Below are 18,070 nucleotides of genomic sequence, written 5' to 3'. Positions count from 1 at the left end.
ACCGAGGCCGTCGATTCGCTGTTCAGGTTCTTCGTCTGGAGATGACTCTCAGGCAGGATACGTGCCCTCGAATTCTGCCCGCTTGAGGACGTGCCCGTCGATCGCCGACTCGAGGGTGTTCGCGTCGGCCTTCGGTCCGAGTCTGATCGTCGTATCGAGGGCGAACAGCCTGAACCGGTAGGTATGCTCCCTGTCCGGTGGATTTGGGCCGCCATAGTCGCGTTCGCCGAAGTCGTTCGTCCCCACCGTCGCGGCCGCCGCGTTCCAGTCTTCTGGAATCGTCGTCGTCTCGGCGGGGATATTCCAGACGACCCAGTGGTCCCACACCTTGCCGGTAGGTTTCCTCGCGTCGGGGTCGTCCACGATCAGCGCGAGCGATTCGGCGTCGGCTGGAACGCCGTCGATCTCGAGCGGCGGATTGACGTTCGTTTTCGTGTAACCGTACTCGTCGGGGATTCGGTCGCCGTCGTCGAACGCCTGGCTGGTTAGTGTTAGTTCTCCCATGTCGATCATCACCTCCCGTGAGTCGTGGTGAAACATTCGCTTACCGGACGGATTAACCTTTCAACCGGCGGCGAACGTCGGAGTCTCGACTGGGGATTCGGTCGCCGGTATCGATGGCAGGTCGCCAGCTTTCGTGACCATCGCGACGTAACGACGGCCGGCTACCGGCGAACCGTGAAAATCACGATACCAAGCACCAGAAGCGCGACGCCCCACCACCACGACTTTCCGGGGAGGTACGCGAGCAGCAGCGTCACGATTCCAGAGGTGATGAGCGACCAGCCGATCGTCGTTCGATATGTCACAGAAAGACGTCCACGCCAAGCCTGTTGTGCGTTGTGCCGGCCCGTGCAATTCGGATATCCGCAAAGGTCGAAGTTTATTGATCGTCCGAAGAACGTTCAAATATGGATTATACACTGGCGATCCGTCGCTATCGTCCGGCGGACGGTTCTCGAGTCCGGGAACTCCACGAAACCGCCATGCGAGACGTCGGCGCCTACGTCGAAGGCGTATCGGACGAGGACCTGCAACGCGTCACCGAGTCGTTTCTCGAGGCAGGCGGCGAGTTCCTCGTCGGAGAGGTCGAGGGACGAATCGTCGCGATGGGCGTGTTTCGACCGATCGACGAATCGGCGTATATCACGACGTACGTCCCCACCCTCGCCGACGCGACGGTCGAGGTGACTCGAATGCGCGTCGCTCCCGACGCGCAGCGACGCAGCTACGGTCGGCAGATATACCGGGAACTCGAGCGGCGCGCCCGGTCCCGAGGGTTCGTACAGGCCGTCCTCGATACGAGGCCGAAGCAAACCGCGGCCCGCGGACTGTACGAGGCAGAAGGGTTCGAAGCCGTGTCCCGCGAGCGGTTCGAAACGTTCGACGATCCCTTCGAACTGATCTTCTATCGGAAATCGATCGCCGAGGACGGGTGATCGGTCCTCACTCCTCGAGTAACCGCTTCAACCGGTCGAGTTCGGTCAACGCTTCGACGGGAGTGAGGTGTGCGAGATCGAGCGCGCGGAGTTCGGCAGCCACGTCGGACGGGACGTCGCCGACGGCCGCGTGACCCTGCGACGTGGCCGGCGAACTGGCGGGTGACTCGCCACCGTCAGCAGTCGCCGTTGCTGGTGGATCGCTTTCGGGGACGAAAGCGGATTCACCGCTCGAAGTGGATCCGGTAGAGGGTGCTTCGCCACTCGACCCGAGACCGTCACTCACGGCTGGTGAAACTAGCTCCCGTGCGCGATCCACGACCGTGTCAGGAACACCAGCCGTGGTCGCGACTTCGACGCCGTACGAGCCCGTCGCTGCACCGGGCGCGATCTCGTGGTGGAAGATGACCTCGTCGCCGTCCTGGTCGACCTCGAAGTGGAGTGTGAATGCTCCCTCGAGATCGTCCGCGAGTTCGGTTAGCGGGTGGTGGTGGGTGGCAAAGAGCGTGGTCGCGCCGACCTCGTCGTGGAGGTGTTCGGTGATCGCCTGCGCGATGGCCGTCCCGTCCGCCGTCGAGGTACCGCGACCGACTTCGTCGAGCAGGACCAGTGAACGTTCGTCAGCGTCCCGCAGGATAGTCGCGAGTTCCTCCATCTCCACCATGAACGTCGAGCGTCCGCCGGCGATGTCGTCGCTGGCGCCGACGCGGGTAAAAATTCGGTCGAAAGGGGTGAGCCGGGCGGCCATAGCCGGGACGAAGCTTCCGACCTGTGCGAGCAGGACGATCTGGGCGACTTGCCGCATGTACGTCGATTTGCCCGACATGTTCGGGCCCGTAATGACCGCCAGCCGCCGATCGCGCTCGAAGCGGGCGTCGTTCGGGACGAACGAGTCTTGCGTGCGTTCGACGACGGGATGGCGGCCGTTCTCGATCGCTATGACCTGGCCCCCGTCGCGGTCGACGATATCGGGTCGGCTGTAGTCGTACTGGGCCGCGGCCGTCGCGAGCGAAACGAGGGCGTCGAGCGTTGCGAGCGCGTCGGCGAGCGCCTGCACGCGTTCGACCTCGTCGGCGATTTCACTGCGCACGTCGCAGAAGAGTTCGTATTCCCGCTCGTCCGCACGCTCTTCCGCGCCGACGATTTGATCTTCGCGTTCTTTGAGCGCCGGGGTCACGAACCGTTCGGAGTTTTTGAGCGTCTGTCGGCGCTGGTAGTCCTCGGGCACCTGCTCGAGGTTCGGGTTCGTCACTTCGATGTAGTAGCCGTGAACCGAATTGTACCCGACCTTCAGCGAGTCGATCCCCGTTCGGTCGCGTTCGCGCTCCTCCAGTTCGTCGATCCACTGTTTGCCGTCCCGCGCCGTTCCGCGCAGTTCGTCGAGATCAGTATCGTACCCTTCGGCGATGACCCCGCCGTCGGTGATCTCGATCGGCGGATCCGAGACGATCGCATCCTCGATCAGTCGGCGGACGTCGGCCAGCGGATCGAGCTTCTCGCAGAGACGCTGCAATCGATCGCAGTCGGCCTCACCGAGTGCCTCACGAACGTCGGGCACGACGGCGAGGGTGTCTCGAAGTGAGCGCAGGTCCCGTGCGTTCGCCCGCTCACGCGAGATCCGTCCGATTAGCCGTTCGAGGTCGTAAACCTCCCGAAGGCGGTCGTGAAGCCGCTCGCGAGTCTGGACCGCGCCCGTGAGTTCTTCGACCGCGTCTTGTCGTGCCTCGATGCGGCCCACCTCGAGCAGCGGCCGTCGGAGCCAGTCCCGGAGCTTTCGTCCGCCGAGAGCGCTGGCGGTCTCGTCGAGGACGCCGACCAGCGTCGCGTCGTCCTGCCCGTGGACGGCCCTGGGCTCGAACAGTTCGAGGCTCCGGAGGGCCACGGCGTCCAGCAGCAGATACTCCCGCGGATCGTACCGCGTGAGGTGAGTGAGATACGCGAGGCGCTTGCGATCGGCTCGCACGGCGACCGATTCGTCAGTGTGCTCGGCCACGCCTCCGCGCTCACCGGCGTCGTGTTCACCGTCACCCTTGGCGGTATCGCCGCGCTCGCCTTCGTGTGCGCCACCGCGGACGTACTCAGCGTACGACAGGAGCGCGCCGCAGGCCCGAATTTCGCCGTCGCTCGCGAGCAGGCTGTCAGGAGTCCGGAAGTACCTCGAGAGGGTCCTGCTGGCGCGATCGATATCGAAGACGCGCTCATCGAACGGCGAGACCATGCAGCCCTCCGGAAACAGATCGGCGGGCGCGTCGGGGCCGACGACGGCCTCCGCGGGGTCGAACCGACTCACTTCGTCGGCGATCGACTCCCGCGACGTCGAACTGGTCGCCAGGAAGTCACCCGTCGAAACGTCGAGTAGCGCGAGCGCGAGTCCGCCGCACGCGTCGCCGGCGTCTGATCCGTCGCTGCGCGCGACGGCCGCGACGAAATTGTTGTCGTCAGTCGCCAGCAGTTCGTCCTCGGTGAGCGTCCCGGGCGTGATAACGCGCGTGACGGCGCGCTCGACGACGCCCGGTGACTCGCCCGGTTCCTCGACCTGATCCGCGACTGCGACCCGGTAACCGGCCTCAAGCAACCGTTCGATGTACGACTCGGCATTGTCGGTCGGGATGCCAGACATCGGGTACTCGCCGGTGCTGTCCTCGCGACTGGTCAGCGCGATTTCGAGCAGGCGGGCGGTTCGCTCGGCAGCCTCACAGAACGTCTCGTAGAAGTCGCCGACCTGAAACAGAACGATCGCGTCGTCGTAGCGATCACAGAGATCGTAATACTGACGCATCATCGGCGTCAGGTCGTCGTACTTCTCGGCCATCGCCTCGGGCGGGCCAAGCGCCGCATCCATACCTAAATTCCGCCACCCGATGCGGAAATACCTTGCTGGATTCGCTGCTCGAGAACTTGTCCGTCAAGTCATCTGACTGCCACGAGATGGGAAACGCGTATTACGGTCCAGGATGCGGAGGGGGACGATCGGTATGAATCGAGATTCGCCGATCGTGGGACGCGTGTTCACCGTTTTCGTGGCCGCGATGCTCCTCGGCGGCAGATTCACGGATGCGGCGACGGGGCCCTACGGGACCGTCGAGTTCGACCGCACTCTCCCTCGGCGGTGGCCTCTTCGGTACCACTGGAACGACGAATTCGGCACCCGCCACGCGCGAGAAGACGACATTGCTACTCGAGAACACCACCAGATCGTCTACCGACGGACACCGATAGTCGGCCTCGAGATAGTCGGGGTCGATGAGCGTGGTTCGCAGACACCACACAGCACCGACGGCTCGTCGAATTAGTTTTCGTGCCGCGGTTCCGACTCGTGATCCGCGACTCGCTCGTGGCACCGAAAACAGGGACAACAGCGCTCGCAGCAGGCGAACGTGAACGCAACGGCGTCGTGATTGGTGTGGTAGTGGGCACAATGCGTGTGAGGCCCGACGTCGACGCCGCGGACTGAGCGACCAGTCACGGAAGCGTGTTCGACTCGGTTCGAGGCGGACACGGACCTTCGGGGGTGTGATCGATTCCGTTCGCCTCTCACCGAGTCCTCATTCGAACTCTGCAGTGTCTCCGCGGCGGTATCGATCGATCCGCCGGTACCCGTGAACGACGGCGTCGTCGTCGAGTTCGATCTCGTAGCGGCCGATGATGTCCTGTGTGTCGGGGACTGCGCGGCGTTCGATAACTTCGACGATCGCACGCCACCCGTCGTCGGTCGGGGAGATTTCGCTGACACCGTCGAACTCGTGACCGATGAGCTGACTGGCAGTGGAGACGACGGTCTTCCGGACCGCGAGGACCCCTGCGATCTCCTGGTCTGCGTCGACGTCTTCCGTGTCGGCCGCTTCGGGATCGGTTCGCTCCTCGGCCGTCATTTCGGTCTCTCTGCGCGAGGCCGGCGGCTCGGTGCTGCCGGCTGCCTGTTCGTCGACTTGTTCGGTTTCTCGGTTCTCCTCGGCCTCCCGTTCCTGTTCGGCTGGCTGACTGTTGCTCACTGTTGGATCACTCTCGTCATGTTGATAGCAGAACCCATCGTCCTGTGCCTGCCGCGAGCAGCGCTCGCCGTCATCGGTGAGGGCCTTACACTGCTCCCGTGATTGCGTTTTGGCTTCGGCCATACGTTTCGGATCGGTTCGGTAGTGGTCGGTTCGATTGCTCCTGTTCGTGACTCAGACGACACGAGATATCTGCGACCGGAGTTCGTCTATATCACCGTCACCCTCGCGTGCGATTTTCGGTGCGAGGACGTCCGTAAAGACGTTCGTCAGCATCTCGTCATCGAACTTCCCGTTTTCACCGTCGTGATCGAAGACCGCGAGCCCCTTCGCCGCCGTGATCGCCGCGCGCGTCCCGACGATTATTTCGAGCTCATCTCGCAGCGCTCGCGTCGTCTCGACGATGGTCCCGATGTCGTCATCGGCGAGGTCGACGTGTGCCGCGACGATCGATCGCTCGGTTTCGTCGTCATAGTAATCGACGTGGACGCCGATGAACCGATCGAGCAGCGCATCCTGCTGTTCGTGGACGCCAGCGTACTCCACGTCGTTCGACGTGAGGATCGTCCGGAACTCGGGGTGGACGTCGATCGTCCGTTCCTCGCCGTGCTTACCCGGTCGCTCGAGGACACCTTCTTCGAAAACCGAGAGCAAGACGTTGTGGGCCGCGGGGTTGCTCCGGGAGAATTCGTTGTAGACGAGCGTCGCGCCCTCGCGCACAGCGACGGAGAGCGGGTTGTCCACCCACCGTTCGCGAACGATCTGCGTCTTCTTCGTGACCCCGCTGACGAACTGGTCGGTTTCCTCGTATCGTTCACCGCCAGCGTGGGAGCCGACGAGCGCTGCGGTGTCGACCGCGTTGTCGCCGTTGATCCAGACGACAGGACGAGCGCGCTCTTCGGCGACCGACAGCGCGAGCGCCGTCTTTCCACACCCGGTCGGTCCGATCAGGTGGACCGGCTGTTCCGCCTCGAGCCAGCCTGCGATCCGGTGCTGGAGGGCCTCCACTGCGTCAGTCTCGACGAACGGATCGGGGGCAATCGCTGCTGGATCGGAAAGCGGGGTGTCGCCGCTTCGGGTACCGGCGTTCGACGCCGATCGCGCGAGCTCTTTCTTCGCTCTCCGGCCGCTCTTCTGCTCACGGCTGGTCCGTATCTTGGGGCCGCGGACCGTTCGCTTGCGCGAGGCATCGTCGGCCATTGGGTGTTACTCAGTCGTCGACTTCGGCGACGATTCTGGGCGCGTCTCGACCTCGAGTTCCTCGAGTTCCTCGACGTCACCCTCCGCCGTCGCTTGCTCAATTTTCGCGATCTCCTCCGCGTAGTGCAGGAAGGTGTCGACCGAGGCGACCACGACGCGAGCCTCTATCGTCAGTAGTTCGATCCCGACGACGGAGATCCGTGCCCAGACGTCGATGACGACGCCCTTGTCGAGGACGCGGTCGAGTACTTCTGCGAGGCTCGATGACTCCGGTCTTCGTTGTACCATAGCGATTCCGGCTTGGTCGCCACCTCGTAACACGGCTTCGTCTGCGATTGCAAGTGGCTGAGCGCCGCGGATAGCGGGATTACCGCACTGCGTCCACGTCGGGGCCATCCAGGCGGCTCTCTCGTTGGGGTCACGGGAAACGCTTCTCCGCCAGAGTGGTGTGAGAGGTCCCGAGCCGGGTAGTGCGAGAGGCTGCGACTGCAAGCACCACCGTAACCAGCCACGGTGATCAATTACCTGTGAAGTCACTCGAGAATACTTCACGGCGCCGTGGTGACGGTACGAGTACCAGCGTCGAGACGACGGCACGAGGTCATGACTATCGCAGCACCATGTCATCCATCTGGCCCACCATCGATCGAGTCGACGGAGTACGTGCGCGTCCAACGACCGGCGGGTTTCGGCGACGGGTCCGTAGCGGGCCCCGTTCGTCGGACGCGAATCGAGGTCCTGCGTCGGGCTCAACGGGTGATCCGCGATGAGTAACCGGTACGTGTACGGCGTGGTCGAAGCAGACGACGTCGAGTTCGATACCGAGGCCGTTGCGGACGCCGAGCGAGTGTACACGATCTCCCATCGGCGACTCGGCGCGGTCGTTTCCGATATCGACACGACCGATCCCGATGAGACCGACGAAGACGCCCAGATACACGACGACGTTCTCCGCGAGATCATGGAATATGACGGCGGTACGACAGTCGTGCCGATGCAGTTCGGGATGGCCTTCGAGGGCGATCGGGAACTGAAGAACGTCCTGCGAGGTGCGCGACCCGCGTTTCGGCGCGCGATGAACGATATAGAGGGCACGGTGGAACTCGGTCTCAAACTCGTTCGCGAGGAGGGCGCCGACGTCGACTCCGACGAGGTCGAAGCCGAGGCCGAAGACCAGTTCGATCCCATCGCCGTACAATCCGTCGAAAACGGCCTGTTCAGCGATCGACTCGTGCTCAACCGGTCGTATCTCGTCGACGAGGACGATCGGGAGACCTTCGACGAAGCTGTCGCTGACTTCGAAGCCGATCACGACGAACTGCTGGTTCAGTATACGGGCCCGTTCGCGCCCTACAGCTTCGTCGACGTAAAAATCGGAGCTCAACGATAACCATGTTCGTCCTCGATGACCTCCTCTTTCGTCCGTTCGTCGGCATCGTCGATGCGCTTCACTCCATCGCTCTCGACGAGATGTACGACGTCGAGGCAATCGAAGACGACCTCAAGGAGAACCAGTTGTTGTACGAACTCGGCGAACGCTCCAGGGCAGAGTACCGACGGCGCAAGGAAGAACTCGAGACTGAACTCGAGACGGCCCGCGACGTCCACGAGCGGCTCTCGAGCGGCCGTGTAGAGGTGAAACGATAATGAGTGAGAAATTCCCGGACGACGACCGTGACGAATCGGATCCCGACCACGACGACCGGTACGCTGACAGGAGCGACAATTGGCTTTCGAGTCTCCTGTCAGCCCTCGAATCGCTCGAGAGCGGATCGACGTCGAGATCCGATCGCCGCTGGAGCGATCAGGCCGTCTTCGATTACGACGTCTCGATCCGAACAGGCGACGAGCTGTCGGCGGACGACTGGCCGTTCGGCGAGGAAACGGACCGCGATCGCGACGCTGGCCAGCCGCGAACGCGACGGATTCGGTCGTCAGGTCCCTCGAGCGATCACCACGTGGCGACGCGGACCCACGACGACGAACTGCTCGTCACCGTGGACGTCCCCGGTGTCGATCCGGACGACGTCACGGTCGGTTTCGACGACGCCGACCTGGTCATCGCGGTCGAGGGCCGCGAACTCGACCGCGTGGCGGTTCCCTGGCGCGAGACCTCGTCACGGGCGAGAATCAAAAACGGTGTCCTCACCGTACAGGTCCGTCCGGAGAACGACGGTGACGAGGCAGGAGACGAGCGATGAGCGACGACGGGAGCGAGGGCGAGGAGACGTTCGACGGACTACTCGCGAACGGCGCCGAGAGCCTCGAGCGACTTTCGGAGACGCTCGGTGACAGCGATGACATCGAGGACCTCGACGACGACACCATCGAGTCGGTGATCGGTGACGTCGACGCCCTCGTGCGAGTCGTCGAGGAGGTCGGTGAACTGCTCGAGGCGATGGACGTAGGCGACCTGCCTGAGGCGATAGACGAGGAGGAACTCGTGGACGCGTTCGAGGTCGGCAGCGTTCCCGAGGTGCTGGCCGACGAGGGAGACGCGACTGAACTCGTCGACTTCGGGGAATTGTTAGACGCGATTGACCTGCTTGAAACCTGGAACGCGTCGGACCTGACCGAACTCTGGGAGGAAAAGCGAGAGCTAGACGACGCACTCGACGACCTATCGGACAGTGCCGACGCCGGAACGGTCGAGCAGACCGTCTCGGAACTCGCGACCGACGACGACGGCGACCTCCTCGGGACGACCGGAGAGGCGACTGACACCGCGAGGGAGGCCCTCGGCGATATCGACATCGCGGACGATCCCGAAGCGTATCAGGCGGCCATTCAGCGGCAGGCGATAGAAGGCATCGACGCCTTCCGCGCGGCGCTACTGGAGACCCACGAACAGTTCGAACGGCTCTACGAGTTCAACCGCGAGAAGATGCGCCGCCAGGATACGAGCACGAACTCGCGTAATCCGACGGCTGCGTCGACGATACCGATCGACCGGTCGGACATCGGCGGTGGCGCACGCTACTCGACGGTCCCACAGGCGGTCAAACTTTCTACCGCGCCGACGCGGAAGCGAATCTACGGCCGCCGATTCGAACTCGAGCGAGAACGACGGAGACAGAACGATGACTGACCGACAACCGTGCCGACGACGAAGCGATCGTGTGAGACAGACGACCAACAGGAATCCAAACGCGGCCGGTACCGGAGGTGAGGACAATGGTTGACGAGTTTCAGCCGAGCCGTCAGAAGGCGGACCTCGCCGAAGTAGTCGAGATGCTGCTCGACAAGGGGATCGTCATCAATGCCGATATCGCCGTCTCGATCGGCGACACGCAATTGCTCGGCGTGCAAGTCCGTGCCGCCATCGCGTCGTTCGAAACTGCGGCGAAGTACGGCCTCGAATTCCCTGAGGGGACGGACATGGAGCGCGTCGCTGCGGCGGTCGACGAGCCCGAACTCGCCGAGACGGACCGGCCAAATCCGGTGATCGATCCCACGCGTGGCGTCAATGTCACGACGGCCGACGAGCCAAACGCCGACGACGAAAACGGAACCGACGAACCGGAGGAGGCCGAGAGCGAGGGCGACACGGAATCGGAAGCCGACGAATCCGAAGCGGACGAATCCATCGCCGAGGCGCAGGTCGAATCGGGGGGTGAAGACTCCTGACCAGTATCGACGTCGGCGACGGAGAGGACGCACGACAGGGACTCATGACCCTGGTTATCACCGTCGTCGAACTCCTGATCGACGCCCTTGAGCGCGAGGCGGTCCGACGCATGGATTCGGGGACGCTCTCCGAGGACGAGATCGAACGGCTCGGTAGTCAGCTCGCGAGGATCGAAGCCGAGATCGACCAGCTCAAAGCCGACGAGGGGATCGAATCCGGCGTCGACGAGTTACGGGGCGATCTGGACGGGCTGGTCGACGACGCGATCGAACGGCTTCAGAGCGAGCCCACCGCAGATCGGAAACCCGGCTATTCCGTCTTCGGAGGTGAACGCGAGTGAGCGACCCAGACGCTGACCGTCTCGCCAGCGGCAGCGAGTCGGTCGACGAGTGGCCGACCGACGACACGGCTGAACTGCCGGCCATCGACGAGGGACGGTACCTCTACTGTGTCGTGCGCGCCGACGCGGGTGCCGGCCTCGAGACCACCGGCGTCGACGGCGAACCGGTTTCCGTCGTGGTCAACGACGGGATCGGGGCCGTGGTCCACGCGTGCGATGAGATCTATGACTCGGCGGATCTCGCCCAGCTCAGACGCTGGCTCGTCCGCCATCAGACTGTTGTGGACGAGGCCGGTCAGGCGTTCGGGACGCCGATCCCGTTCCGGTTCGATACGATTCTCAGGGGTGACGACGACGCCGTCAGGGAATGGCTTCGAACGGAGCGAGACACGCTCGAGCAAGCGCTTTCGGGGCTGGCCGATCACTGGGAGTACCGCGTCGAGGTCGTGGAGGTCGACCCGATCGACGAAAAGACGCTGATCGAAAGCGACGACCGACTGCGCGAACTCGAGGAACGGATCGGAAACGCCGACGAGGGAACGGCATACCTCCTCGAGAAGAAGTTCGACGAGCGACTCGCCGAGCGTCGGGCGGCCCGTCGGGAGTCGCTCACCGCCGGCGTCCAGGAGCGTCTGACCGGCGAGGTCCGGGAAGTCCACGCGCTCGAGCGATCGCCGAACGCATCGCTCAACGAGGAGGTGACCGGAAGCAGTGCTCGCTCGAGCGGCGATGCCGGCGGGTCCGACGGCGGCGAAACGCTCTGTCGACTCACCCTCCTGGCCCACGAGGACGACGAATCGGCGATCGGGTCGATACTCGACGACGTGGCGGCGACCGATGGACTCGAAGTCAGATTCACGGGGCCGTGGCCACCGTACACGTTCGCGCCGGAATTGGGCGGTGACGACGGACAGAACGTTTCGAACGAACGGGGGAATCAACAACTGTGAGACCGCAGAAAAACGACGAGGCGTTGGTCGACGTTCTCGACGTGTTGCTGAGAGACGGCGCGGTTCTGCGCGCGGACGTGATCGTTTCGGTCGCGGATATTCCGCTCATCGGGATCAAACTCACGGCCGCGATTGCGGGCATGGAAACCATGACAGAGTACGGCCTCTTCGAACGGTGGGATGCCAGCCGCCGAGCCAACGCCGTCAGCCGCCGACAGCACGGCAGGTCGGGGTCGAGACGGAACCATGAGGAGCCGGTTGAACGGACCACCGACCGTTCTGGCGGCGAGAATCGAGACCGGAACGGAGAGGGGAAGTAACAGGATTGGATCGAAGAGAGCGCGAGACGAACACCACTGTGATTCGGGACTGGTCAATGCTTCGAATCGACGACGCCCCCGGACGGGGGCTACTCGTCAGGCGTACTTCGGACGTTCGGTCGTGTGTTCGACGTCGCCCGTGATCGTCTCCTCGTTGCAGTCGTCGTCGTAGACGTACCGACCGGTTGCGCCACATAAGGTACACTCGTAGGTTTCGGAGATTTCGTTGATCATCTCGCCGTCCTCGAAGTAGACGCGACTCTGCGTGATCTGCAGGAACTGGGCCGTTTCACAGTTTGTACAGGTGATCATATCTGTTCGATTAATAGCACCGGTTGTAGTTATCCGGCTTGTAACCAAACGGAATGAGTGACTATGGGATTCTTACCCGAGGGTCGGCCATCGGTGGGGTCTTGAGCAGGTCCCGCAAGAACACGCAATCAACCGATACCGGTAGAACGGACGTAAGAACCATATAATCACAGTACTACGATGGGATCAGTTTCGACATATGGGAACCAACTGAAGCCATCTAAAACGTCTCTTTCTCGGTGAAACGAGCGGAAATGAGTTGCTTACCTCGGTAGTTCATCGGAGGGGTACCACTGGTACCACATCAGATTTCGGCATCAGTACCGATCCGTCACCATCGCCGCTTCGTCCTCCTGTCGTCGCCTCGCTGCTCTTGACACATTCCTAACGTATTGCGTCCCTGTCGTTCGAATCCCGTATTCGAACGGCGGAGAGCCATCGATCGATTCCCCATTCTGTTGATAGAGACACGTCGACTGACGGTCACGCACCTGCCAGTCATGATCGACAGTTCAGGGGTTTCGTAGCCGCATCGGCTGGACGGTCACTCAGCGCGCGTCTCGGTTCGTCATCCGCGATTCGGTTCCAAGCCGCGGCGCACGGCTCTGGACGGATACGTTCCCCGTTGTCACGGCTGCAGCACGTCGATACCGATAGGACCGTAGTCTGTTCTACACCCGAGCGGCGGAATCGGTCGGCGTCGGAGGCGAGATACCACCCGTTCCACCAATTCCGGGTCGGAAGGATGGTACGATGTCGTCATTCGGTCTCCTCGAACGGTCTCCTGACTCTTTCACCACAGATTCCCGAGAGAGCCCTGGGGATTCGAATTAGACGAGTGGCTCGTTCTAGTGGTCCTCGGACGCGACACCGGGGCTACTACCGTTTTTCGGCCGGACCAACACGATATCACTCCGGACGGCGAACTCGAAGCGTCCGTGTCGGTCCATCGTAGCAGAGAGCTACTATCGAATTACACGGTGCCTGCGGGAGGTTTGGAGACACTACCATCGGCCAACTGACTGCATAACAATGGTCGAAACGTGCATTAGCCGACGTGCGGGGATGGAACACCCCGTCGGGTACGTGCTTGGCCCAACCGACGTGTTAGGACGCCGATTGCGTGCATTCGTGCCCGGATCGCTCGGACGTGGACTCGCCCCCGCTTCGAGTGCGCTCATGTCTCTCACGCCCAGGGCGGTTCCCGCCCGCCCGGGTTTCGAAAGTCGGACCGAATACACCCACAACCGAAGTCAGACGATCGCTGACGGAAGAACAGACCGTCCAGCAGGCCGTCCTGCTCGAATCTGAACGCGGACCGGCCGGAGTCCAGAAACTGGCGACCCAGCGTCGATATCTCAAAATTCCGTGATAACTGGAATACCGACCGTTTCGTAGTCGTCCATCGAAGCCAGCGTTTCGGGTGCGTCCTCGAGCGAGAGCGTCTGACCGATGATCTTCTGCGGTTCGAGTGTGCCGCGCTCGATGAGGCGGAACAGCTCCTCGTAGCGGTTGAGGGGCATGCCGTAGGAGCCGTGGAAGTTGAGCTCCTGGAGCGTCATCATGTCGACGGGCAGCGAGAGTTCACCGGCGGTGTCACCCTCGGTGAGGCCGATTTGGACGTGAGTACCGGTCTTGCAAAGCGACATCACGGAGTTGTGGCAGGTCTCCTGGATGCCGAGTGCGTCGACGGCGACGTCGACGCCCTGGCCGTCGTTGGCGGCCTGGACCTCGCCGGGGACGTCGTCGATCTCGGCGCCGTTGATGGTGGCTGCGGCGCCCAGGTTCTCGGCGCGGTCGAGCTTCTCCTCCTGAACGTCGACCGCGATCGGGATGGCGCCGAGGGCGTTGGCGATGTGGATTGCCGAGAGGCCGACACCGCCGCAGCCGTGAACGGCGACGACGTCGCCGGGGCGGATGTTCGCCCGGTCGGCGATGCCGTGGTAGGCCGTCATGAAGCGACAGCCCAGCGCGGCCATCTCCTCGTATTCGACGCCGTCGGGGAGCTTGGTGGCGTTGAAATCCGCCTCGCGGACGGGGAAGGCCTCGGCGTATGCGCCAGGCGCGGCGTCGATGAAGCCGAGCGGTATCCCGGTATCACAGACGTTAGACTGGCCGTTCTGGCAGTACGGACAGGTGCCGTCGCCAAGGTGGAACGGGACGGTGACGCGGTCACCCTCGCTCAGGGTCTCGACGTCGGCCCCCACCTCGGAGACGACACCCGCGGGCTCGTGGCCAAATATCTGGCCCGACTCGGGCGAGATACCCATCCACTCCCAGTCGCCCTGCCAGGCGTGCCAGTCGCTCCGACAGATCCCACACGCCTTGGTTTCGACGACGACCTGGTCGGGCGCCGGTTCGGGATAATCGACATCGGTGACGACGAGTGGTTCTCCATGTTCTTCGAGTACGGCGGCTCGCATGTTCCAACGGTAAGGTCAACGAGTATAAAAGTATGGGCGATACGATTGGAAAATATAAGAAACCAGAGTTAAGTTTGTCTTAGTTCAGAGCTACAGTTTCCCGACGCGAATTTCGGTGCATGCCGAATTTTACTCTTCCAGTGTAGAAGGAATAAACTGCCTCTCGATGTGATGGAACGAATATAAGTAAAATTACCGACCTGTGGCTATACTATTGAATCAGATTACAACCCGTGACTGACACCTTCGACTGTCTGGTGACCGCCGACTTCCGAGACGACGATGTATCGTCGAAGAATTCTAGAACCGAAAGGACCCCACTAACATAATACTATTGTTACTATATTGCTGGCATAGAATACCAATATTTACACAATTCTACAGAACTTGGTCAAAAATCCTCATTTCGAGCTATTTGTCAAATTTGTCCACTAATAATTCACCAAATATTGTTTAAAGTGTAATACAGTGCTATTTTTTGATTTCTGGATTTTAATTCTCATATATATTTTTTGTATTTTCCGTCGGAGTCATCAATCAAATTACTCGTCGGCCGTTCGGGATAGGCCATTTAAACCCACTATAAGCGCTCTTGTAGGTGGGAATCGGATCTCTGTCCAGTCGGTGAGTGGTCGATCGACTAAATCAATTGTGGACGTAAGTCCCAATATAGCAAATCATAATATAGAATAGGTGAATATTCTATATATTTGAATGCGGAGGGAGTATTTCCGTGGACGGACACTGAAGGGCCGGGGATTTCGCCGGCCACGACCCTTTACAAAATTAGGTCTGTAAAGAAATGGCGACCGCGTCATCGCTCGAGGACGACGTCGCTAATACGACCGGTCTTGTCGTCAGAGCTGCGACGTTTGACCGTCGGAAACCGATTCGAGCCTGACGGGAGCCTGTTGAACACTGGCGGTAAATCCCCCAATGTGACGGTTCGGCACGACCACTCGAAGACCGCTTTTGTCCCGCAGACTGCCGCCGGTGGGCATTTCCGTCCGAATCTTCGATGGACAACGGACGAACACTCGCAATTTCAGATACCAATCGTCCGACACTACTGCCGATAGGACGTGGACCCTGTTTCGCGCAGACGGACAGGCAGTCGTCGGTGCGACGTGGCATCGACATCCTGAACCGCCTCGGGGTCACGTGGTTGAGACGCTTCACGCCTCGTCGTCAAGTGAAACCGAAGGGGTCGCGAACCTCGCAGAACGTCGCTCCAATCGGTCACGATAATCGAATATTTTCGAACGACTCCAAGGTACTCGGCCTGTTCAGTCTGTAGAAGGTACTGAACAGGAGTCGAGGGGTGCTCGAGGACGTGGCTTCGTCAGTCCCGACCGGCAGGGGAGACTGGTCGGCCTCCCACGATGGGCGCCCTCGAGTACCGGCACGGCTGGGCTCCCATCGTTCGACACGTCGTTGCTTCGATACGTGGTCGAAGACGCTCGTCACGCTCGATCACAGAACGGTTCAGGCTTCCCACTACGGGTACCGGTGACGGTCGGCCCACGGTAGTCGGTCACGTTCCAGACAGCATTGATTGCGTCGTCGTATGCCGAAGCCCATTCACTGGCGGTGACGTCGTGACCGTCCCGACCGTTCATTACGTCGACCTGGACCTGGTATTTACCGAGAGGGTGTCGTAGTGATCGACTCATCAGTTGGCCGCGTTCCGCAGGTATTGCAGGTTCGATTCGCCGTTGTGCGGATAATAGTGGTAGGTTGCGATAATTTCGCACCCTTCCTCTGAGCCTACTTCGATCGATCGACTCCGACGTGCTCTGTTCGCCCGGACTCGCCGCGCTCGGGTAGCCCCAGTTCGATCCGTAGCGTGTGAATGCTGTCTCGGCAACGGTTCGTCAGGTCCCATCCGATGTCCTGCTCGCTGTTGCAGTAGTACGACGGCTGGAGATTGGCGTCGTCTCCATCTCCGAGCCTGGCTACAGATGATGCAACGGAGCCAGAACCCCCTCCCAGGACGGCCGTGCCGACGATGGCACCGGAAGCTGACATCCCAGGGAAACGTCTGCGTGTTACCAGTTGTCAACTTTCATGTCACGCCCGGACAACGGGATGTTCGAGAAACGATATTGAATGAATGCGTAGCCCAATCCGGAATAGCAACTGGTAAGCTCGTCTGAGAGGAACGCGGATAAGACGACGCCCGACTGATGCCCGAAAATCCGTTCGACGGGATTGTGACGAGGTTTTGATTCATAATGACGGTGAAACCAATCCGCGAAGGGCTCAGTCCGCGTCGCCATCCGTCCTCCCAGGGCAGCACGTCTAATCGTATTTGACAGTGTCACGTAACACTATATTCGTGGCACCGACGTAGCACCAACTAGCCGCTAGTACTGAGAACACTGTCAGGATGGATAGCCGTGAATATTGTATCAGACATACAAGTTATCGTGCTCGAAACTGCCTTCCTAAAAACGCAGCCGTCACATTCGCCCGCTTGAAACGAGAGCGGACCGATTTCGTCACTATCGGAGTCGAGGACCGGCCCATATGAGGGATTGATTTGTTCAGTATTCACAATACTATCACTGCAATAGCTATTCCAGTCTCACTTCAGTCAGAAGTACGTTGGTGGTCTGTGCGTCGTAAATAGTATACCTGTATTGTCGATTTCTTTTAATCAACCGGCGTGACAAATGAATGCGTCTGTCACCTCGAGCGGTAAGCGACACCGTGGGGAAGCGTGAAAACGAAGCAGACCACAACATTTGTACTATCGGACACTGTCACGTTCACTATGACAGACGACTCGACCGGCCGTCGGAGATCCAAGGTCGAACGAGTGATCGATACGTACGAACTCGAGGGGATGGGAGACCGATTAGAGGCCGAGTGGATCGGCGATGGGGTGGAGCGAACGAGTCTTCGGGACTTAGCGACCGAGTTTAATCAGGCCGTGCTACGATCGGCCCTGCGCGAGGCCGGGGCGTCCGTCCTGGATTCCGATATCGAAGCGCTCTATCGGACGCTCACCGATGACGACGTGCCTCGATCCGAAACGGTTCGCAAACGGCGCGAACTCGAGCGATCGGGGGTAGATATCGACGACGTCCGATCGGACTTCTTGACCCATCAGACGGTATATACGTACCTGACGAACGTTCGTGACGCCTCCCTCCCCGAGGAGGATTCCGACGATCGGGTGGAACGAAAAAAAGAGACGATTCAGCGGTTGACTGGTCGCACGCAGGTCGTCACCGAATCTACGCTCGAGGAGTTGGGAAACGCGGGCGAAATCGCCAACCGAAATTACGACGTTTTCGTCGACGTTCGCGCGATCTGTGGAAATTGTGGTACGGATTACCCTGTTACCGAATTACTCGAACAAGGGGGATGTGACTGTGACGTCACACCGGTTGAATAACGTGGAGATCAGGGAAGGCCACCGCAACCAAATAACATTTATATTCAGCGGCGTGAAGAAACC

20 protein-coding genes and 1 pseudogene are annotated in these 18,070 nt (G+C 61.0%); 11 read left to right on the top strand and 10 right to left on the bottom strand.

Annotated elements, in window-relative coordinates; genetic code table 11:
• Positions 1-48 precede the first annotated feature (48 nt).
• Together NJU76_RS17770 and NJU76_RS17765 are read right to left on the bottom strand one after the other, a co-directional pair.
• Entirely contained in the window at positions 49-504 is a 456-nt protein-coding gene (locus tag NJU76_RS17770) for a YbhB/YbcL family Raf kinase inhibitor-like protein (protein WP_254530697.1), read from the bottom strand.
• A 161-nt stretch (positions 505-665) separates the two neighbouring features.
• Entirely contained in the window at positions 666-809 is a 144-nt protein-coding gene (locus NJU76_RS17765) for a hypothetical protein (RefSeq protein WP_254530696.1), read from the bottom strand.
• A 102-nt stretch (positions 810-911) separates the two neighbouring features.
• On the opposite strand from NJU76_RS17765, the gene NJU76_RS17760 reads away from it, so the two are divergent.
• Positions 912-1,439: a GNAT family N-acetyltransferase gene (locus tag NJU76_RS17760; protein WP_254530694.1), complete on the top strand. Its 528-nt coding sequence runs from the start codon at positions 912-914 to the stop codon at positions 1,437-1,439.
• A gap of 7 nt (positions 1,440-1,446) precedes the next feature.
• Here NJU76_RS17760 and mutS read toward each other — a convergent pair whose 3' ends face one another.
• Positions 1,447-4,281, bottom strand: a complete 2,835-nt coding sequence (gene mutS, locus NJU76_RS17755; RefSeq protein ID WP_254530693.1) for a DNA mismatch repair protein MutS — start codon at positions 4,279-4,281, stop codon at positions 1,447-1,449.
• Positions 4,282-4,414: 133 nt separating this feature from the next.
• On the opposite strand from mutS, the gene NJU76_RS26935 reads away from it, so the two are divergent.
• Positions 4,415-4,732, top strand: a complete 318-nt coding sequence (locus tag NJU76_RS26935) for a hypothetical protein (RefSeq protein WP_345781938.1) — start codon at positions 4,415-4,417, stop codon at positions 4,730-4,732.
• 252 nt (positions 4,733-4,984) lie between these two features.
• Here NJU76_RS26935 and gvpO read toward each other — a convergent pair whose 3' ends face one another.
• Genes gvpO through gvpA form a run of 3 tightly spaced genes read right to left on the bottom strand, consistent with a single transcriptional unit; the run spans position 4,985 to position 6,925 of the window.
• The gene (gene gvpO / locus NJU76_RS17745; protein WP_254530692.1) at positions 4,985-5,554 is read right to left on the bottom strand and encodes a gas vesicle protein GvpO, halophile-type; all 570 of its coding nucleotides are present in this window, start codon (positions 5,552-5,554) and stop codon (positions 4,985-4,987) included.
• A 51-nt stretch (positions 5,555-5,605) separates the two neighbouring features.
• Complete coding sequence (gvpN, locus tag NJU76_RS17740; RefSeq protein WP_254530690.1) at positions 5,606-6,631, bottom strand: gas vesicle protein GvpN; 1,026 nt, start codon at positions 6,629-6,631, stop codon at positions 5,606-5,608.
• A gap of 6 nt (positions 6,632-6,637) precedes the next feature.
• Positions 6,638-6,925, bottom strand: a complete 288-nt coding sequence (gvpA, locus tag NJU76_RS17735) for a gas vesicle protein GvpA (RefSeq protein WP_254532508.1) — start codon at positions 6,923-6,925, stop codon at positions 6,638-6,640.
• A gap of 472 nt (positions 6,926-7,397) precedes the next feature.
• Between gvpA and NJU76_RS17730 the strand changes: the two genes are divergently transcribed.
• The 8 genes and pseudogenes from NJU76_RS17730 to gvpM all read left to right on the top strand — a co-directional run bounded on the left by NJU76_RS17730 (position 7,398) and on the right by gvpM (position 11,869).
• Positions 7,398-8,021, top strand: a complete 624-nt coding sequence (locus NJU76_RS17730) for a GvpL/GvpF family gas vesicle protein (RefSeq protein WP_254530689.1) — start codon at positions 7,398-7,400, stop codon at positions 8,019-8,021.
• Positions 8,022-8,023: 2 nt separating this feature from the next.
• Positions 8,024-8,278 carry a gas vesicle protein GvpF gene (gene gvpF / locus NJU76_RS17725; RefSeq protein ID WP_254530687.1) on the top strand — a complete coding sequence of 85 codons (255 nt, stop codon included), beginning with the start codon at positions 8,024-8,026 and terminating at the stop codon, positions 8,276-8,278.
• Entirely contained in the window at positions 8,278-8,832 is a 555-nt protein-coding gene (locus tag NJU76_RS17720) for an Hsp20/alpha crystallin family protein (protein ID WP_254530686.1), read from the top strand. Before gvpF ends, NJU76_RS17720 begins: the two co-directional genes overlap by 1 nt.
• Positions 8,829-9,719 (top strand): hypothetical protein, encoded by an 891-nt coding sequence (locus NJU76_RS17715; protein ID WP_254530685.1) that lies wholly within the window; start codon positions 8,829-8,831, stop codon positions 9,717-9,719. Before NJU76_RS17720 ends, NJU76_RS17715 begins: the two co-directional genes overlap by 4 nt.
• 86 nt (positions 9,720-9,805) lie before the next feature.
• A pseudogene (gvpJ, locus tag NJU76_RS17710) lies at positions 9,806-10,198 on the top strand (gas vesicle protein GvpJ); the annotation flags it as partial.
• Between the two features lie 56 nt (positions 10,199-10,254).
• The gene (locus NJU76_RS17705) at positions 10,255-10,599 is read left to right on the top strand and encodes a gas vesicle protein K (protein WP_256566666.1); all 345 of its coding nucleotides are present in this window, start codon (positions 10,255-10,257) and stop codon (positions 10,597-10,599) included.
• Positions 10,596-11,549 carry a gas vesicle protein GvpL gene (gene gvpL / locus NJU76_RS17700; RefSeq protein WP_425604287.1) on the top strand — a complete coding sequence of 318 codons (954 nt, stop codon included), beginning with the start codon at positions 10,596-10,598 and terminating at the stop codon, positions 11,547-11,549. Before NJU76_RS17705 ends, gvpL begins: the two co-directional genes overlap by 4 nt.
• On the top strand, positions 11,546-11,869 hold the full coding sequence (gene gvpM / locus NJU76_RS17695) for a gas vesicle protein GvpM (protein ID WP_254530680.1): 324 nt from the start codon (positions 11,546-11,548) through the stop codon (positions 11,867-11,869). Before gvpL ends, gvpM begins: the two co-directional genes overlap by 4 nt.
• Positions 11,870-11,965: 96 nt before the next feature.
• On the opposite strand, the gene NJU76_RS17690 is transcribed toward gvpM, so the two are convergent.
• The 4 genes from NJU76_RS17690 to NJU76_RS17675 form a co-directional block, all read right to left on the bottom strand.
• Positions 11,966-12,181 (bottom strand): hypothetical protein, encoded by a 216-nt coding sequence (locus NJU76_RS17690; protein ID WP_254530679.1) that lies wholly within the window; start codon positions 12,179-12,181, stop codon positions 11,966-11,968.
• Between the two features lie 1,358 nt (positions 12,182-13,539).
• A complete protein-coding gene (locus NJU76_RS17685; protein WP_254530678.1) occupies positions 13,540-14,604 on the bottom strand; it encodes a zinc-dependent alcohol dehydrogenase family protein in 1,065 nt (354 codons plus the stop codon).
• Positions 14,605-16,067: 1,463 nt separating this feature from the next.
• Positions 16,068-16,223, bottom strand: a complete 156-nt coding sequence (locus tag NJU76_RS17680; RefSeq protein ID WP_254530677.1) for a hypothetical protein — start codon at positions 16,221-16,223, stop codon at positions 16,068-16,070.
• 148 nt (positions 16,224-16,371) lie between these two features.
• A complete protein-coding gene (locus NJU76_RS17675; protein ID WP_254530675.1) occupies positions 16,372-16,632 on the bottom strand; it encodes a hypothetical protein in 261 nt (86 codons plus the stop codon).
• 748 nt (positions 16,633-17,380) lie between these two features.
• On the opposite strand from NJU76_RS17675, the gene rdfA reads away from it, so the two are divergent.
• Positions 17,381-18,007 (top strand): rod-determining factor RdfA, encoded by a 627-nt coding sequence (gene rdfA / locus NJU76_RS17670; protein ID WP_254530674.1) that lies wholly within the window; start codon positions 17,381-17,383, stop codon positions 18,005-18,007.
• Positions 18,008-18,070 lie beyond the last annotated feature (63 nt).

The organism is Natrinema gelatinilyticum (genome assembly GCF_024266705.1).
GTDB classification, from domain to species: domain Archaea; phylum Halobacteriota; class Halobacteria; order Halobacteriales; family Natrialbaceae; genus Natrinema; species Natrinema gelatinilyticum.
Note: the sequence above shows the minus strand (reverse complement) of the source record. Positions and strands in the feature narration are given on the sequence as shown.

Coding starts and splice junctions, on each gene's coding strand:
- NJU76_RS17690 (WP_254530679.1), bottom strand. CDS start 12,181: ATGATCACCTGTACAAACTGTGAAACGGCCCAGTTCCTGCAGATCACG.
- NJU76_RS26935 (WP_345781938.1), top strand. CDS start 4,415: ATGAATCGAGATTCGCCGATCGTGGGACGCGTGTTCACCGTTTTCGTG.
- gvpN (WP_254530690.1), bottom strand. CDS start 6,631: ATGGCCGACGATGCCTCGCGCAAGCGAACGGTCCGCGGCCCCAAGATA.
- rdfA (WP_254530674.1), top strand. CDS start 17,381: ATGACAGACGACTCGACCGGCCGTCGGAGATCCAAGGTCGAACGAGTG.
- gvpO (WP_254530692.1), bottom strand. CDS start 5,554: ATGGCCGAAGCCAAAACGCAATCACGGGAGCAGTGTAAGGCCCTCACC.
- NJU76_RS17685 (WP_254530678.1), bottom strand. CDS start 14,604: ATGCGAGCCGCCGTACTCGAAGAACATGGAGAACCACTCGTCGTCACC.
- NJU76_RS17715 (WP_254530685.1), top strand. CDS start 8,829: ATGAGCGACGACGGGAGCGAGGGCGAGGAGACGTTCGACGGACTACTC.
- NJU76_RS17680 (WP_254530677.1), bottom strand. CDS start 16,223: ATGAACGGTCGGGACGGTCACGACGTCACCGCCAGTGAATGGGCTTCG.
- mutS (WP_254530693.1), bottom strand. CDS start 4,281: ATGGATGCGGCGCTTGGCCCGCCCGAGGCGATGGCCGAGAAGTACGAC.
- NJU76_RS17720 (WP_254530686.1), top strand. CDS start 8,278: ATGAGTGAGAAATTCCCGGACGACGACCGTGACGAATCGGATCCCGAC.
- NJU76_RS17760 (WP_254530694.1), top strand. CDS start 912: ATGGATTATACACTGGCGATCCGTCGCTATCGTCCGGCGGACGGTTCT.
- NJU76_RS17770 (WP_254530697.1), bottom strand. CDS start 504: ATGGGAGAACTAACACTAACCAGCCAGGCGTTCGACGACGGCGACCGA.
- NJU76_RS17730 (WP_254530689.1), top strand. CDS start 7,398: ATGAGTAACCGGTACGTGTACGGCGTGGTCGAAGCAGACGACGTCGAG.
- NJU76_RS17675 (WP_254530675.1), bottom strand. CDS start 16,632: ATGTCAGCTTCCGGTGCCATCGTCGGCACGGCCGTCCTGGGAGGGGGT.
- gvpF (WP_254530687.1), top strand. CDS start 8,024: ATGTTCGTCCTCGATGACCTCCTCTTTCGTCCGTTCGTCGGCATCGTC.